Below are 14712 nucleotides of genomic sequence, written 5' to 3'. Positions count from 1 at the left end.
CATGGCCTGGACCCGCGACGAGATGGCGGCACGCGCCGCGCGCGAGCTGAAGGACGGTTTCTACGTCAATCTGGGCATCGGTATCCCGACGCTGGTGGCGAACCACATCCCCGACGGCGTCGAGGTGACGTTGCAGTCGGAAAACGGGATGCTGGGCATCGGCCCGTTCCCCTATGCGGGCGAAGAGGACCCCGACCTGATCAACGCCGGCAAGCAGACGATCAGCGAGCTGCCGCAGTCGGTCTATTTCAGCAGCGCCGACAGCTTCGCCATGATCCGCGGCGGGCATATCGACCTGACCGTGCTGGGCGCGATGGAGGTGTCGGAAAAGGGCGACATCGCGAACTGGATGATTCCGGGCAAGATGGTGAAGGGCATGGGCGGGGCGATGGACCTCGTCGCCGGGGTCAAGAAGATCATCGTCGTGATGGAGCACACCTCGAAAAACGGCGACCCGAAGTTCATTCCCGAATGCACGCTGCCGCTGACCGGGCTGGGGGTGGTCGACATGATTGTCACCGACCTGGCGGTGTTCGCTAGGCCCGACCATGCGAGCCCGTTCCGGCTGATCGAATGTGCGCCGGGGGTTAGTGCGGACGAGGTGCGGTCGAAGACGACGGCGGCGTACGAGGGGTAATTTGGCCCCTCCACGAACGTCATTCCAGCGAAGGCTGGAATCTCTCGCGGTGGGAATTTGCGCTCACCACGGGGAGACCCCAGCCTTCGCTGGGGTGACGCTGGTTTCGGGGATGGAATAAGAAGAATCGGTTCACGCGAAGGCGCGAAGGCGCGAAGGAAGAAGGTAGTTTTCGCGCAAAGGCGCAAAGGACGCAGAGGGGTTGTGGGCGCGGCGGTCGCGGTCTGTCCGGCGCAGCCTATGTTCCTGTTGCAATGAGAGCAGGAGGCCGCTGGCGCGGCGGGACTTTGCCACGGACGCAACCCCTCTGCGTCTTTTGCGCCTTTGCGCGAACCCATTCTTCTTCTCTTCGCGCCTCCGTGCCTTCGCGTGAAAACGAACTTCTTCTACCGCTCCGCCGTCTCCGGCATCTTCCACCACAGCAACCCCAGCCCGATCGCGGCGATCCCCGCCAGCAGCAGGAACGCCGCGTCATACCCGCCGCGGACGATCATCACGCCCGCCAGCGTGGTGCTGAGCGCGCCGCCGAGGCCCTGCACCGTCGCCACCGCGCCCTGTGCCGCATTGAACCGCCCGGTACCGCGCATGATCGCCGCGACCACCACCGGCAGCAGCGCGCCGAAAATCCCTGCGCCGATGCCGTCGAGCAGCTGCACGCCCAGCAGCCATGCCGGCGCGTCGGCGACGGTGTAGAGCACCCCGCGCGCGACCAGCACCGCCATCCCGACCAGCAGGATCGGGCGATGGCCCCAGCGATCGGCGTTGCGGCCGACGACGATCGCGACCGGTACCATCACCAGCTGCGCACCGACGATGCACGCGGCGACCAGCGACGTCGCCTGTCCCGCACCGACCTCGCGGCCGAGCAGCTGCCCGACCGCGGGCAGCATCGCGGCGTTGGCGAGGTGGAACAGGAACGCCGCCCCGGCAAAGATCGCCAGCGCCGGGTTGCCGGTAAGGGTGCGGACCAGCGAGGGGGCGGGGTCACACGATTCGTCGGCTTCGCCCGGCTTGCCCTCGCACCCACGCGCGACGTCGTGGTCGATCGCGTCGCCATCGACCCACAGGATCGCGACGATGCTGCACGCCGCAAGGATGCCCATCAGGTAGAAGACGACGACGGGGCCGAACTTCCACGCCAGCAGCCCCGCCAGCGCGGCGGCGACGGCGTTGCCGGCGTGGTTGAACGCTTCGTTGCGGCCGACGCGGCGAGTGAATGCCCTTGGGCCCACGATGCCGAGCGAGATTGCGGCGATGCCCGGCGCGAACACGGCGCCCGCCACTGCCGCGACGGACTGCGTGGCGGCGACCATGAAGAAGCCCGACACGATCGGCAGCGAAATCGACGCCAGCGTCACCAGCAGCGCGGCGACGACCAGCAGGCCGCGCTTGGCCTTTATCCGGTCGACCAGCGCGCCGGCCGGTGTCGTCGCCAGCAGCCCGGCGATGCCGGCGATGGTCATCACCATGCCCGCCGTCGCCTCGTCCCAGCCATGCGTCGGTCCGCGGACCGAGACGAGGTAGATGGCGAGATAGGGGCCGAGCCCGTCGCGGACGTCGGCAAGGAACGCGTTCATCGCGTCGAGCGCACGGGCGTTGCGGCCATGAGCAGGGTCGGGATGATGCGGCATGGCGTTCGATCCCGTCACCGGCGGAAGGATCGCGGGGGAACGTGGCGCGGGTGCAAAGGGTCCATGCTTCGGATACGGAATATCTATGTATTGGTAATAAAATGTCGTGAGAGCTTCCGTCGCCGCCTGTTTTCGGTTAACGCGCGGACATGAACAGCGCTCCGCAGACCCTGTATGAGAAAATCTGGAACGATCACGTCGTCGGACGGCGCGACGATGGCACCTGTCTGATCTATATCGACCGGCACCTCGTCCACGAGGTCACCAGTCCGCAGGCGTTCGCCGGCCTGCGCGCCGCCGGGCGGCGGGTGCGGCGGCCCGAGCTGACGCTGGCGGTGCCCGATCACAACCTGCCGACGACGCGGCGGGTGGATGCGCAGGGCAACCGCCTGCCGATCGCCGATCCGGCGAGCGCGCAGCAGCTGGCGGCGCTGGAAACGAATGCGCCGGAGTTCGGCATCCGCTATATCGACGCGACGGCGGCCGAGCAGGGGATCGTCCATGTCGTGGGTCCCGAACAAGGCTTTACGCTGCCGGGCACGACGCTGGTCTGCGGCGACAGCCATACCAGCGCGCACGGGGCGCTGGGGGCGCTGGCGTTCGGGATCGGCACAAGCGAGGTCGAGCATGTGCTGGCCACGCAGACGCTGTTGCTGCAGCAATCCAAGACGATGGAAATCCGCGTCAACGGGACGCTCGGCTATGGCGTATCGGCCAAGGACGTCGTGCTGGCGATCATCGGCAAGACCGGGGCGGCGGGCGGCACCGGCTATGTCGTCGAATATACCGGCGAGGTCATTCGCGGCCTGTCGATCGAGGGGCGGTTGACGGTCAGCAACATGTCGATCGAGGGCGGGGCGCGTGCCGGGCTGATCGCGCCGGACGAGACGACCTTTGCCTATCTGAAAGGGCGGCCGATGGCGCCGACCGGAGCGGATTGGGACAGGGCGGTCGATTATTGGCGGACGCTGCCGACCGATGCCGGCGCGCGCTATGACAAGGTGGTGCAGCTGCACGCCAGCGACATTGCGCCGTCGCTGACGTGGGGGACGAGCCCCGAGGACGTCGTGCCGATCACCGGCGTCGTGCCGTCGCCCGACAGCTTCGCCGATCCGTCGAAGCGCGTCGCGGCGCAGAAGTCGCTCGACTATATGGGCCTGACGCCGGGCACGCGGATGCAGGATGTACCCGTCAGCTATATCTTCATCGGCAGCTGCACCAACAGCCGGATCGAGGACCTGCGCGCCGCCGCCAGCGTGGTGAGGGGGCGGCAGGTCGCCGGCGGGATCAAGCAGGCGCTGGTCGTGCCCGGATCGGGGCTGGTCAAGCGGCAGGCGGAGGCCGAGGGCCTCGATCGCATCTTTACCGAGGCCGGCTTCGAATGGCGCGAGCCTGGCTGTTCGATGTGCCTGGCGATGAACCCGGACAAGGTGCCGCCGGGCGAACGCTGCGCTTCCACCAGCAACCGCAATTTCGTAGGACGGCAGGGGCCGGGGGCGCGGACGCACCTGTTGTCGCCCGCCATGGCGGCGGCGGCGGCGGTGACCGGGCGGCTGGCGGATGTACGCGAACTGGTGACGGAGTAGGCATATGAAGCGGGTTCTGGTCGCGTTGATCGCGGGTGCGGTGTTGAGCGGGATGGCGGCGGCCTATGCGTCGGTGCGCCCGGCGGTGGCGAAGCCGGCCCCGCCGCAGGACAAGCGCGCCTGATGGAGCCGATCGTCCATGTCGACGGGCGCGCCTATCCCTGGGGTGCCAAGAATATCGATACCGATATCATCATCCCGGCGCACTGGTTGAAGACGACCACGCGCGTAGGGCTGGGCAAGGGTGCGTTCGAAAGCGTGCGGGCCGAACCCGGCAATCTGTTCGACGACCCGCGCTATGCCGGGGCGCCGATCCTGATCGCGGGCGAGAATTTCGGCTGCGGCTCCAGTCGCGAACATGCCGCATGGGCGCTGACCGACATGGGCGTCCGCGCGGTGATCGCGCCGAGCTTTTCCGATATTTTTTCTGGAAACGCGATCAAGAACGGGATCGTGACGGTCGTGCTGCCGCAGGACGCGATCGACCGGCTGGTCGAGGTGGCGAAGGAGCAGCCGATCGCCGTCGATCTGGAGACGATGACCGTCACCACGCCGTTCCAGGATCGGTTCGCCTTCACCCTCGACCCGTTTCGTCGCCAATGCCTGATGGAAGGGCTGGACGAGATCGGCATGACGCTGGCACAAGATACCGCGATTTCGAAATACGAGTCCGGCGTGTCCAGTGCGCGACCGTGGCTCCATCAGGAGAGCGGGAATGCGGGCACTATTGTCGAGCGAGCCGGGCGGCCCTGACACGCTGACCATCGGCGAACTCCCCGACCCGCAGCCGGGCAAGGGACAGGTCGTCGTCGCGGTAAAGGCGTGCGCGGTCAACTATCCCGACGTCCTGATCATCGAGGACAAATACCAGTTCAAGCCGCAGCGGCCGTTCGCGCCGGGTGGCGAAGTGGCCGGCGTGATCGATAGCGTCGGCGAGGGCGTCGGGGGCTGGACGGTCGGCGACCGGGTGATCGCGGTCACCGGGCACGGCGGGATGGTCGGCAAACTGGCGGTGCCGGCCGCGGCGCTCCACCGCCTGCCACCAAACCGCAGTTTCGAAGATGGTGCGGCGCTGCTGCTGACCTATGCCACCGCGATCCATGCGCTGGTCGATCGCGGGCGAATCGCGGCGGGGCAGACGTTGCTGGTGCTGGGCGCTGCCGGCGGCGTCGGGCTGGCGACGATCGAGCTGGGCAAGGCGTTCGGCGCGCGGGTCGTGGCGGCGGTGTCTTCGGAGGAAAAGGCGGCGGCGGCGCGGGCGGCAGGGGCGGACGAGGTGGTCGTCTATCCCTATGCCCCGCTCGACAAGGCGGCGTCGAAGGCGCTGGCCGACGCGTTCAAGGCGGCGGTCGGCGGGCAGGGCGCGGACATCGTGTTCGACCCGGTCGGCGGCGACTATGCCGAACCGGCGCTGCGGTCGGTCGGATGGGAAGGGCGTTATCTGGTGGTCGGGTTCCCGGCGGGTATCCCGAAGCTGCCGCTGAACCTGACGCTGCTCAAGAGCTGCGACGTGTGCGGCGTATTCTGGGGCGCGTTCGCGATGCGCGATCCGGCGGCGAACGCGGCACATGTCGCGACTCTGTTCCGGCTGTGGGACGAAGGGGCGATCGCGCCGAAGGTGACGGGCTCGTTCCCGCTGGAGCGCGGCGGAGACGCGATCGCGGCGCTGGCCGGGCGGGCGGTGATCGGGAAGCTGGTGGTGGTGCCTTAAGGGTTTTCGCGCGGCGGTGCGAAGAAGAAGGGATCTTCGCGCGAAGGCGCGGAGGCGCGGTGAAGAAGTAGAATATTGGTTCGCGCAGAGACGCGGAGGCGCAGAGAGATAGGGTGCCGGGCGACGGCGGGTTGTCCGGCGAAGCCTTTCTCCTAGCTGCTACATGGGCTGAAGGCCGCTGAAGCGGTAAATGCTCTCTTGCAAACGCAACCTTTCTGCGCCTCCGCGCCTTCGCGTGAACGATCTTCTTCTCGCGCACCGGGCAAGCGACAGTGGCAGTTCGGGGAGACCCCGGCCTTCGCTGGGGTGACGTACTGGTCGGGTGCGGCCATTGCGACAGGCGACACGTATACGGCTGTCGCGTGCGGACGTTGCGCGGAACCCGGCTGCATCCTATCTCCGGCAGGAGGGATGAGTAGGGGAATGCCATGACGACGTTCGACGACCGGGAACGCGCTTTCGAAGCCAAATTCGCCCGCGATGGGGAAATGGCGTTTCGCGTGACCGCACGGCGCAACAAGCTGCTGGGCCATTGGGCCGCCGAACGCATGGAACTGACCCCCGCCGAGACCGACGCCTATGCGACCTCGGTCGTGCAGGCCGATTTCGAGGAAGTCGGCGACGAGGACGTGATCCGCAAGCTGATCTCCGACCTGGCCGCCGCCGGGGTGGATTGCGACGAGGCGACGATCCGCCAGGCGATGGCCGATTGCGACGTCGAAGCGCGCCGCCAGTTGCTGGAGAGCATGTAAATGCCGATGGAGGCACAGGCGATCGAGGCGCTGATCGTCGCGGCAATTCCCGACGCGGTGGTCGAGATCACCGATCTGGCCGGGGACGGCGACCATTATGCCGCGCGGGTGGTGTCGGAAAGTTTCCGTGGGCTACCGCGCATTGCGCAGCAGCGCGCGGTCTATGCGGCGCTGGGCGGGCGCATGGGCGGTGAACTGCACGCATTGCAACTGACGACCGGCGTCCCCACGCTACAGGCATGAAGCGCCCCCGGGCGACAGCAAGGATATGACGATGACCGACGACAGCAACGCCCGTATCGACGCGGTGGTGAAGAGCAACCCGGTGGTATTGTTCATGAAGGGCAGCCCGCTATTCCCGCAATGCGGCTTTTCCAGCCGCGCGGTGGCGATCCTCAATCATCTGAACACCGAGTTCGAAAGCGTCGACGTACTGCAGGACCAGGGCATCCGGCAGGGGATCAAGGCCTATTCGGATTGGCCGACCATCCCGCAGCTGTACGTCAACGGTGAGTTCGTCGGCGGATCGGATATCATGATGGAGATGTACGAGAGCGGCGAGCTGGCCGAATTGCTGGGGGACGGCAAGGCTGCCTGAACCACCTGTTCCGTTCAAGCAAAAAGCCCGGCCGCAGCGACGCGGTCGGGCTTTTTCGTTTAGGGGCCAATCTCTCCGAAACGTCACCCCGGCGAAGGCTGGGATCTCCCGGTGACGGCGCGGGACAGGCGCCGCTTGAGGCCCCAGCCTTCGCTGGGGCGACGTTTCCGTGTCAGTGGGTCGAGACCCCCTGCGCGGTTACTTGCCGCGCAGCGTGTTGATGACCGCGAGGCCCAGCACTCCGCCCAGCGCCGCCGATGCGAACGGACGGTCGCGCACGAACTGGCGGACCTGATCGATCACCGGGCGGAGCGTGTCCTCGATCGTGTCCTTCGCCTCGCCATAGCGCTGCTGGACCTTGCCGCCGAGCTGGTCGGCTTTGCCTTCCTCGCGAAGCGTCCGGTCGCCGGTCGCGGTGCCGACGCCTTCCTTCAACTTGCCGCCAAGGTCGGTGGCGGCGCCGGTCAAGGTATCGGTGTTCATGTGCGAATCTCCATGGTAAATGAAAAGCGGGATCAGAGCGCCGGCGGGTTGGTCGCGACGCCGCAACCGGCCGCGGCCTTGGCGACTTCCAGCGGAACCTTGGGGTCCTTGACCGCGCCGGCGGCGCGGACGAAGTCGCCGATGGTCAGCCGGCCCGGCGTGGTATCGCCTTCGCGCGCGGCACGGGCGGCATTGCCCAGCTGCTGCAACTGGCCGAGCGACAGGTTCGCTTCGAGCCGGTCGCCGACGCATTGCGACTGGTCGGGGGCAAAGCCATAGCCCTCCAGCGAGGACGCGATGCGCGCCGACGGATTTACGCAGGCCGTTGTGGCAAAGGCCAATATCATGCCCGTGGCAAATAGTCCTGCGGTACGCATCTGTCATTCCCCTGTGGTCAGGCGCAATGAACCCGGCAAGTCGATGATGTATCCGTAGTATTCGTGCACTATACTACCCGGCGATCGGGGGTAGATCGTCCGGAAAGTCTTGGGCGACACGGGACGAACGGCTTGGCCAGCGGTCGGTTCGTAGTCTGGGGGACCCGGGGTGGGCGGACCGGCGACTGGAGGAGGTGCCGGTCCGCCCGAATTGAAGCGCGAACGCATCGGGTATCTTCAACCATGCAGGCGTCGTGCCAGTTCCGCAACGCGGCGGTTTCTGCGGGTTGCGGCGGTTAACGGCCATGCACCATGACGGGCAGGTGTAAGCGATACCGACAGGTCGCGGGTCAATAAAAGATTACGCTTGTAAACGCGATGACCACGGGTGTAGTCATGCGCCATGGCCGAACGAATCAGCGATGCCGAACACTCCGTCATGGAAGTGCTCTGGGACAAGAACCCGCTCACCGCGCAGGAAGTGGTCGAACGCGTCGCCCCGGCGCGCGACTGGAGCGCGAACACCGTCAAGACGCTGCTCGGACGGCTGCTCGCCAAACAGGTGATCGGCGCGGAGGAGGACGGGCGGCGCTATCGCTATCGTCCGCTGGTCGCGCGCGAGGAATATGTCGCGGGTGAATCGCAGAAGTTCATCGACCGGCTGTTCGGTGGCAGCCTGACGCCGCTGGTCGCGCACCTGGCCGAACGCGACCAGTTGAGCGCGAAGGAAATCGACGAGATCGAGGCTCTGTTGAAGGCGCTGAAACAATGATCGGATGGGCGGTGGAAACGATCGCGGCGACGACGCTGCTGATGCTGCTGGTGCTGGGCCTGCGCGGCCCGGTCGCGCGGCGCTTCGGTCCGCAGGCGGCCTATGCGCTGTGGGCGCTGCCCGCGCTGCGCATGATCCTGCCGCCCATTCCCGACGCATGGCGTCCGGTCGACATCGCGCCGATCGGCGCGGCGACCGATCCCGGCGTCATCATGCTGGGCGTGCCGGTGGCCGAGGTGCCCGCACTGCCGCAAGGCTGGGGGATGGCCGAGGTGCCGCTGGCGGTGATCGGCCTGTGGCTGCTGGGCGCGGTCGCGTTCGTCGCGTGGCATATCGTGCAGCACAACCGCTTCTGCGCCAAGGTGCTGGCATCGGGCCGGGCGAAGGGCGTGGCGGGCGGCCATGTCCGCATGATCGAGACGCGCCATGCCGCCGGGCCGCTCGCCTTCGGGGTGTTCCAGCGCTACGTCGCGATGCCGGTCGATTTCCGCGAGCGCTATGACGAGCGCGAACAGGCATTGGCGCTGGCGCACGAGCTGGGCCACCATGCCCGCGGCGATCTGCTCGCCAACTGGTTCGCACTGGTGGTGCTGGGGTGCCACTGGTTCAATCCGGTCGCGTGGCGCGCGTTCCGGGCGTTCCGTGCGGACCAGGAAATGGCGTGCGACGCGATGGTGCTGGCCCGTGCCACCCCGCAAGTCCGCCACGCCTACGCCACCGCCATCGTCAAGTCCGCGCATGGCCAGGGGCTGTCGGCCGCCTGCCACCTGCATGGCGTCCATGAGCTCAAAGGGAGACTGATCATGTTGTCGAAGCATCGGGTGATGTCGCCCGCCACCCGCCGGATCGCCGGCGGTGCCACGCTGGCGCTGGCCGTGATCGGCCTCGGCATCACCGCGTCGGGGACGCAGGCCGCCGAGACGCTGCGCGGCAAGGTCGAGGATGCGACCGGCGTCGAGATTGCGAGCGTAGAGGCGAAGGCGGCAGCGGCACTCGCTCCGGTGGCGGCGATCGTTCCGGCACAGGCGGCGACGCTGCCGGCGGTGCCTGCCAAGCCCGCAAGCCCTGCGCCGATGCCGGCGCCGGCCGTGCCGGCGACATCGCCCGCTACTCAGCCGGCGATGCCGACCACCATCATGGTGAAGCGCCCCTTCACGCCGGGAACGCCTGCCAATGGTGCGGTCCGCAAGATCGTCGTCCAGCAATATGACGGCGACGGCAAGCTGCTGAACCAGAGCGTCAACGAAATTCCCGACATCAAGATCGTCAACGCCAATTGCGGTCCGGGTACCGAAACCAGCACGACCCGCAACGAGGGTGGCAAGCAGATCACCGTCATCTGTACCGACCGCATCCGCGTCGTGGCCCGAAACGCGCAGTTCCAGGCCGAACAGGGCGCGAAGCTGGCGGCGCTGGGGGCGGCACAGGCGGCGCGTGGCGAGGCGCAGGCGGCGCAAGGGCAGCTTTATGCCAGACAGGGGCTGCGGGCGGCCCTGGCCGGGCTGCGTTCGAGCCGCGCTTCGATCGCCGCGAACCAGGACATGCCGGCCGGTGCCCGCCGCAGCGCATTGGAAGGCATCGACGAAAGCATCCGTGAAATCCAGTCCGAGATCGACTCGAAGGACTGACACCGGGTCCGCGGACGTCCAGCCCCGTTCGTCCGCGGCAGGGCCGGTCGGCACTCGTGCCGGCCGGCCCGTCGCCGTGTCCAATGGGCAGGGCGCCTGCCTTGCATCGCACCGCCCCAGCCGCCATCTCACGTCACAATGGCCGACTTTCCCCCCGGTATCGCCCAGCCGCTCGAACCGCTGGTAACGCGCGTTCTGGCGCGCAATGCATCGCCCTATACCCACACCGGCACGCAGAGCTTCGTCGTCGGCGGCAGCGGGGCGGTGGCGATCATCGATCCGGGTCCGGTCGACGACGTGCATCTCGACGCACTGCTGGCCGCGGTCGGTGACCGGCAGGTCGCAGCGATCCTGTGTACCCACACGCACCGCGACCACAGCCCCGGCGCCAGACCGCTGGCGACAAGGACCGGTGCGGCGATCATCGGTTGTGCGCCGCTGACGATGGACGACGCCGGCCCGCGCGCCGACGCCGCGTTCGATATCGACTATCGCCCCGACCGGGTGCTGGCCGATGGCGAGGCGGTGGCGGGCGACGGCTGGACATTGGTTGCGGTGGCGACGCCGGGGCATACGTCGAACCACCTCGCCTTCGCGCTGCCCGAGACGGGTGCGTTGTTCAGCGGCGATCATGTCATGGGTTGGTCGACGACGATCGTATCGCCGCCCGATGGCGACATGGGCGACTATATGGCCAGCCTCGACAAGCTGCTGGGGCGTGAGGACCGCATCTATTATCCGGCGCATGGCGACGCGGTCGATAATCCCAGGCGGCTGGTGCGCGGCATGCTGGGCCACCGCAAGCAGCGCGAAGGACAGATCGCACGTGCGATCGAACGCGGCGTCCACGAGGTGCCGGCGATGGTGGCGGCGATGTATGTCGGGCTGCACCCCAAGCTGCTGGGCGCGGCGGAGCGGTCGGTGCTGGCGCACCTGATCGACATGCAACGCCGCGGGATCGTGCGGCAGGAGGGTGCGACATGGCATCGCAGCTGAGGCCGCAGGCGATCCGCCTGATCGTCGCCACCGTCGTGCTGCTGGCGCTGGCGATCGGCGGGTGGATGGCGTGGCAGCGCTATCAGGAACGCTATGTCGTCACCACCGAACCCGATAGCGGGCAGGCGGTGACGCGGATCATCACCGCGCGGCTGTCGGGGGCGAGCGCGCTCAAGGTCGCGTCCCTGAGCGGCACGTTGCAGGCGAGCGCCAGCGACACGCGCGGTTTCGGCTGGCTGCGGTCGGATCAGGTGGTGAAGATGCCCTATGCCGTCGACTATTTCGTCGATCTGGGCGGGATCGGCGAGGGGCAGCTGAGCTGGTCGGCCGACACCCGTACGCTGGTGGTCGACGCCCCCGACGTGACCGTCGCCCGTCCGAACATCGATGAAGCGGCGCGGACGCTGGTCGAGACGCACGGCGTCTACGTCACGCGCGAGGCTGCGGCGGCATTGGGCCAGCGCGTGTCGGCGGTGGCGCAAGCGCGGGCCGAACGCGAGGCGCGCAGCCCCGAACGGCTGGCACAGGCGCGCGAACTGGCCCGCGCGAGCCTTGCGCGGGTGCTGGCGGCCCCGCTGGCGGCGGCGGGCGAGAGTGACGTGCGGGTCGTGGTGACGTTCCCGGCGGAACGCGGCGCGCGCGGCGGCGAGCGCTGGGACGTGTCCGCCCCGCCAGCCGAGGTGCTGGGCAATCGGCGATAGCACATAAGGCTGATTTCACCCGTACCCCCGCCTGCGCGGAGGTACGGCTACAGCGCACGTTTGAAGCTCGACTTGCAGACACACTACGACCGACCTAGGTGCAGGGTCACAGGGAGACGATGATGAACGCGCGCACCGAATTGCCCACCGGCACCGACCTGCTGGCCGAGATCGACCGGCTGCGCCGGGAGCGCAACGCCGTCATCCTCGGCCATTATTACCAGCGGCCCGAGATCCAGGACCTGGCGGATTTCGTCGGTGACAGCCTCGACCTCAGCCGCAAGGCGGCGGCGACCGATGCCGATGTCATCGCGTTCTGCGGCGTGCGCTTCATGGCGGAAACCGCAAAGATCCTGTCGCCCGACAAGACGGTGATCCTGCCCGACATGGACGCCGGCTGCTCGCTGGAGGACAGCTGTCCGCCCGAACAATTCGCGGCGTTCCGCGCGCAGCACCCCGATCACATCGCGCTGACGTACATCAACTGCTCGACCGAGGTGAAGGCGCTCAGCGACATCATCGTCACGTCGTCGTCGGCGGAAAAGATCCTCGCGCAGCTGCCAGCCGACCAGAAGGTGATCTTCGGTCCTGACCGCAATCTCGGCGGGTATCTCATGCGCAAGACCGGGCGCGACATGCTGTTGTGGCCGGGCGTGTGCATCGTGCACGAGGCGTTCAGCGAAACCGAGTTGTTGAAGCTGAAGGCGCAGTACCCCGATGCCCCGGTCGCGGCGCATCCCGAATGCCCGGCGATCATCCTCGACCATGCCGATTATGTCGGGTCGACCAGCGGCATCCTGTCCTATGCCAGCGAATTCCCCGGCGACACGCTGATCGTCGCGACCGAGCCGCACATCATCCACCAGATGGAAAAGGCGCTGCCGCACAAGAAGTTCATCGGCGCGCCGGGGGCGGACGGGAACTGCAACTGCAATATCTGCCCGTATATGGCGCTCAACACCTTGGAAAAGCTGTACATCGCGCTGCGCGACCTGAACCCCCGGATCGAGATCGAGGAAGGGCTGCGGCGACAAGCGAAGGTGTCGCTCGACCGGATGCTGGCGATGGCGAGCGGCACGGTAGGGCTGGGCGACTTGGGACCGCTACGCGCCGGCTAATCTCCACGTCGCCCCGGGCTTGACCCGGGGTCTGGCTTCTTCTGCTACGATGGTCCGCCCTGCTGTCCCAGCCAGTGCCGCACGCCGCCGCGCGACAGGCCGATCAGTGTGCCCACCACCAGCAGCGCTGCGGCCGGCACGGCGAGCGCGGCCAGCGTCGCCGCCTGTCCGCCCGCCGCCCAGATCGCAGCGAGCGCCCACAGGAACACCAGCGCATAGGGCGGGCAGCCGCGCGTCGCGATTAGCGCCCATGCCGCGATCACTCCCGCGAGCAGCAGCAGCGCGGCGGCGATCAGCGGCGTGGCATCGCCGCCGTCGACGCCGATAAAGCGCAAGGTCGCGGCGATGTTCACGATCGACGCGACCGTCAGCCAGCTGGCCAGCGCTGTGAGCGGTAGCGCCGCGCACCAGCGCTCGCCGGCCGAGAAACCGTGCGGCCATGCCGGAAGCGTGCGCAGCGTCGCGATCAGGCAGGCCAGCGTGAACAGGATGATGATTACCGATGCCACACCCAGCCCGAAGCCCTGCGTATAGGCCGCCCACAGCGCATTGCCGAGAAACGCCCCGGCGGCGGGCCAGCGCAGACGGGCGAGCAGCGGGTTGCTCCGCTGCCGTGGCAACGCCTGATACACCGCGAACACGATCGTGCCGGCATAGAGCGCGCCCCAGATCGCGAACGCCCAGCCCGCCGGAGTGACGAGCGTACGGACGCTGTTCGACTGGTCGCCGATCGGGCGGCCGATGCCGATGCCGGGCAGCAACGTGGTCAAAATCTGCACGATCGCGCACAGGATCGGCAGGGCGCGGGCGAGCGGCGAGGCGTCGCCGGTGCGGAGGGCGGTGGAGGGCATGAGGGACGAACCCAGCGACCTCCGGTTCGGTTGCGCCTGGCTGGAGCCGCTGTTCCAGCGGGGGTGTGGAGCCGACCCTTGCGAGCGATACCCGCGGATATCGCCGGCCCTTGCGAACCTTCGAGAAGGGCAGCGCCCGCCAAACCTTGCCGCACCCCCGCCTGCGTGGGGTACGGTGGACAAATTTACGCGCACTTGCCGACCTAGTCTCGTTTAGTATAGTGATGTTATCACGTAACATAATGAGATATCGTGATGCTACACCCTTTCCCCGATCATGTCCGGCTCGTCGGCCGGATCGACGACCTCGCCACCATTCGGTTGCCCGCGGTCAATCTGGCGATCTGGCAGCGCGACGGGACGCCGGTCGTCGACGATCTCGACACCGTCGACGACGTCGCGGTGACGCTAATGGTCGATGCGCTGTCGGACGGCCTGCCCGAAGCGCTCCGCGCGGCGGGGTATGCCGATGCGGCACTCGGACGCGATATTGTCGATCTTGCCACGCAGTTCGCGGCGCTGATGGAGAGCGCCGCGGTCGCGATCCGGCTGGAGGTGATCGAGACCGATGCGTGCCGCAAATTCCACGCCGACTATGTCACCGCGCGGCTGATCTGCAGCTATGTCGGGCCGGGCACGCAGTGGCTCGATACCGGCGATGCGGCGGCGCTGGCAGGCGGCAGCGATCCCGCGACGCTCACGCTGCGGCAGGTCGCGACCGGCGACGTCGCCTTGTTCAAGGGGCGCGGCTGGTCGGAGGATGCGCCGATCGTCCACCGATCGCCGCCGGTCGCGGCGACCGGCGAGCGGCGGCTGGTACTGGTGATCGATCCACGTGACCCCTGATCGCTTGCGCTTGCACGGGGAGGGT

General features: G+C 67.7%; 17 protein-coding genes. 13 read left to right on the top strand and 4 right to left on the bottom strand.

Translation table 11 applies throughout. The features are described from left to right. Position 1 precedes the first annotated feature (1 nt). Entirely contained in the window at positions 2-637 is a 636-nt protein-coding gene (locus MF610_RS13690; protein ID WP_242197791.1) for a CoA transferase subunit B, read from the top strand. A gap of 386 nt (positions 638-1023) precedes the next feature. Here MF610_RS13690 and MF610_RS13685 read toward each other — a convergent pair whose 3' ends face one another. Further along, positions 1024-2286, bottom strand: a complete 1263-nt coding sequence (locus MF610_RS13685; RefSeq protein WP_242197788.1) for an MFS transporter — start codon at positions 2284-2286, stop codon at positions 1024-1026. 131 nt (positions 2287-2417) lie between these two features. On the opposite strand from MF610_RS13685, the gene leuC reads away from it, so the two are divergent. The 6 genes from leuC to grxD all read left to right on the top strand — a co-directional run bounded on the left by leuC (position 2418) and on the right by grxD (position 6915). Further along, positions 2418-3854 carry a 3-isopropylmalate dehydratase large subunit gene (gene leuC / locus MF610_RS13680; RefSeq protein ID WP_242197785.1) on the top strand — a complete coding sequence of 479 codons (1437 nt, stop codon included), beginning with the start codon at positions 2418-2420 and terminating at the stop codon, positions 3852-3854. Between the two features lie 123 nt (positions 3855-3977). Further along, positions 3978-4607: a 3-isopropylmalate dehydratase small subunit gene (leuD, locus tag MF610_RS13675; RefSeq protein WP_242197782.1), complete on the top strand. Its 630-nt coding sequence runs from the start codon at positions 3978-3980 to the stop codon at positions 4605-4607. Continuing rightward, positions 4570-5565: an NADPH:quinone oxidoreductase family protein gene (locus tag MF610_RS13670; protein WP_242197779.1), complete on the top strand. Its 996-nt coding sequence runs from the start codon at positions 4570-4572 to the stop codon at positions 5563-5565. The genes leuD and MF610_RS13670 overlap by 38 nt, the downstream gene beginning before the upstream one ends. 428 nt (positions 5566-5993) lie before the next feature. Beyond that, the gene (locus MF610_RS13665; protein ID WP_242197776.1) at positions 5994-6317 is read left to right on the top strand and encodes a DUF1476 domain-containing protein; all 324 of its coding nucleotides are present in this window, start codon (positions 5994-5996) and stop codon (positions 6315-6317) included. Next, a complete protein-coding gene (locus tag MF610_RS13660; RefSeq protein WP_242197773.1) occupies positions 6318-6560 on the top strand; it encodes a BolA/IbaG family iron-sulfur metabolism protein in 243 nt (80 codons plus the stop codon). A 31-nt stretch (positions 6561-6591) separates the two neighbouring features. After that, entirely contained in the window at positions 6592-6915 is a 324-nt protein-coding gene (grxD, locus tag MF610_RS13655; RefSeq protein WP_242197771.1) for a Grx4 family monothiol glutaredoxin, read from the top strand. A gap of 198 nt (positions 6916-7113) precedes the next feature. Here the strand turns inward: grxD and MF610_RS13650 are convergent, their stop codons facing one another. After that, positions 7114-7398, bottom strand: coding sequence for a CsbD family protein (locus MF610_RS13650; RefSeq protein ID WP_242197768.1), 285 nt, complete (start codon positions 7396-7398; stop codon positions 7114-7116). 32 nt (positions 7399-7430) lie between these two features. Continuing rightward, positions 7431-7775, bottom strand: coding sequence for a hypothetical protein (locus MF610_RS13645; protein WP_242197765.1), 345 nt, complete (start codon positions 7773-7775; stop codon positions 7431-7433). Between the two features lie 403 nt (positions 7776-8178). On the opposite strand from MF610_RS13645, the gene MF610_RS13640 reads away from it, so the two are divergent. The 5 genes from MF610_RS13640 (at position 8179) to nadA (ending at position 12990) form a co-directional block, all read left to right on the top strand. Further along, positions 8179-8547, top strand: coding sequence for a BlaI/MecI/CopY family transcriptional regulator (locus MF610_RS13640; protein WP_242197762.1), 369 nt, complete (start codon positions 8179-8181; stop codon positions 8545-8547). Beyond that, positions 8544-10175 carry a M56 family metallopeptidase gene (locus tag MF610_RS13635; RefSeq protein WP_242197759.1) on the top strand — a complete coding sequence of 544 codons (1632 nt, stop codon included), beginning with the start codon at positions 8544-8546 and terminating at the stop codon, positions 10173-10175. Before MF610_RS13640 ends, MF610_RS13635 begins: the two co-directional genes overlap by 4 nt. A gap of 138 nt (positions 10176-10313) precedes the next feature. Further along, complete coding sequence (locus MF610_RS13630; RefSeq protein ID WP_242197757.1) at positions 10314-11171, top strand: MBL fold metallo-hydrolase; 858 nt, start codon at positions 10314-10316, stop codon at positions 11169-11171. Continuing rightward, positions 11156-11872, top strand: coding sequence for a DUF4230 domain-containing protein (locus MF610_RS13625; protein WP_242197754.1), 717 nt, complete (start codon positions 11156-11158; stop codon positions 11870-11872). The genes MF610_RS13630 and MF610_RS13625 overlap by 16 nt, the downstream gene beginning before the upstream one ends. A 122-nt stretch (positions 11873-11994) precedes the next feature. Then, the gene (gene nadA / locus MF610_RS13620) at positions 11995-12990 is read left to right on the top strand and encodes a quinolinate synthase NadA (protein ID WP_242197751.1); all 996 of its coding nucleotides are present in this window, start codon (positions 11995-11997) and stop codon (positions 12988-12990) included. A 44-nt stretch (positions 12991-13034) separates the two neighbouring features. Here nadA and MF610_RS13615 read toward each other — a convergent pair whose 3' ends face one another. Then, positions 13035-13841, bottom strand: a complete 807-nt coding sequence (locus MF610_RS13615; RefSeq protein WP_242197749.1) for a hypothetical protein — start codon at positions 13839-13841, stop codon at positions 13035-13037. Positions 13842-14096: 255 nt separating this feature from the next. Between MF610_RS13615 and MF610_RS13610 the strand changes: the two genes are divergently transcribed. After that, positions 14097-14687 (top strand): DUF1826 domain-containing protein, encoded by a 591-nt coding sequence (locus MF610_RS13610; RefSeq protein WP_242197746.1) that lies wholly within the window; start codon positions 14097-14099, stop codon positions 14685-14687. Positions 14688-14712 lie beyond the last annotated feature (25 nt).

The sequence above is a fragment of the Sphingomonas hankookensis genome (assembly GCF_022664465.1).
GTDB classification, from domain to species: Bacteria; Pseudomonadota; Alphaproteobacteria; order Sphingomonadales; family Sphingomonadaceae; genus Sphingomonas; species Sphingomonas hankookensis.
The sequence above is the reverse complement of the archived record's forward strand: the minus strand, read 5'-3'. Positions and strand labels throughout refer to the sequence as shown.

What these genes read in the sequence shown, in the direction of transcription:
- MF610_RS13690 (WP_242197791.1), top strand. Translation starts at nt 2, where the DNA reads ATGGCCTGGACCCGCGACGAGATGGCGGCACGCGCCGCGCGCGAGCTG.
- leuC (WP_242197785.1), top strand. Translation starts at nt 2,418, where the DNA reads ATGAACAGCGCTCCGCAGACCCTGTATGAGAAAATCTGGAACGATCAC.
- leuD (WP_242197782.1), top strand. Translation starts at nt 3,978, where the DNA reads ATGGAGCCGATCGTCCATGTCGACGGGCGCGCCTATCCCTGGGGTGCC.
- MF610_RS13670 (WP_242197779.1), top strand. Translation starts at nt 4,570, where the DNA reads ATGCGGGCACTATTGTCGAGCGAGCCGGGCGGCCCTGACACGCTGACC.
- MF610_RS13665 (WP_242197776.1), top strand. Translation starts at nt 5,994, where the DNA reads ATGACGACGTTCGACGACCGGGAACGCGCTTTCGAAGCCAAATTCGCC.
- MF610_RS13660 (WP_242197773.1), top strand. Translation starts at nt 6,318, where the DNA reads ATGCCGATGGAGGCACAGGCGATCGAGGCGCTGATCGTCGCGGCAATT.
- grxD (WP_242197771.1), top strand. Translation starts at nt 6,592, where the DNA reads ATGACCGACGACAGCAACGCCCGTATCGACGCGGTGGTGAAGAGCAAC.
- MF610_RS13650 (WP_242197768.1), bottom strand. Translation starts at nt 7,398, where the DNA reads ATGAACACCGATACCTTGACCGGCGCCGCCACCGACCTTGGCGGCAAG.
- MF610_RS13645 (WP_242197765.1), bottom strand. Translation starts at nt 7,775, where the DNA reads ATGCGTACCGCAGGACTATTTGCCACGGGCATGATATTGGCCTTTGCC.
- MF610_RS13640 (WP_242197762.1), top strand. Translation starts at nt 8,179, where the DNA reads ATGGCCGAACGAATCAGCGATGCCGAACACTCCGTCATGGAAGTGCTC.
- MF610_RS13635 (WP_242197759.1), top strand. Translation starts at nt 8,544, where the DNA reads ATGATCGGATGGGCGGTGGAAACGATCGCGGCGACGACGCTGCTGATG.
- MF610_RS13630 (WP_242197757.1), top strand. Translation starts at nt 10,314, where the DNA reads ATGGCCGACTTTCCCCCCGGTATCGCCCAGCCGCTCGAACCGCTGGTA.
- MF610_RS13625 (WP_242197754.1), top strand. Translation starts at nt 11,156, where the DNA reads ATGGCATCGCAGCTGAGGCCGCAGGCGATCCGCCTGATCGTCGCCACC.
- nadA (WP_242197751.1), top strand. Translation starts at nt 11,995, where the DNA reads ATGAACGCGCGCACCGAATTGCCCACCGGCACCGACCTGCTGGCCGAG.
- MF610_RS13615 (WP_242197749.1), bottom strand. Translation starts at nt 13,841, where the DNA reads ATGCCCTCCACCGCCCTCCGCACCGGCGACGCCTCGCCGCTCGCCCGC.
- MF610_RS13610 (WP_242197746.1), top strand. Translation starts at nt 14,097, where the DNA reads ATGCTACACCCTTTCCCCGATCATGTCCGGCTCGTCGGCCGGATCGAC.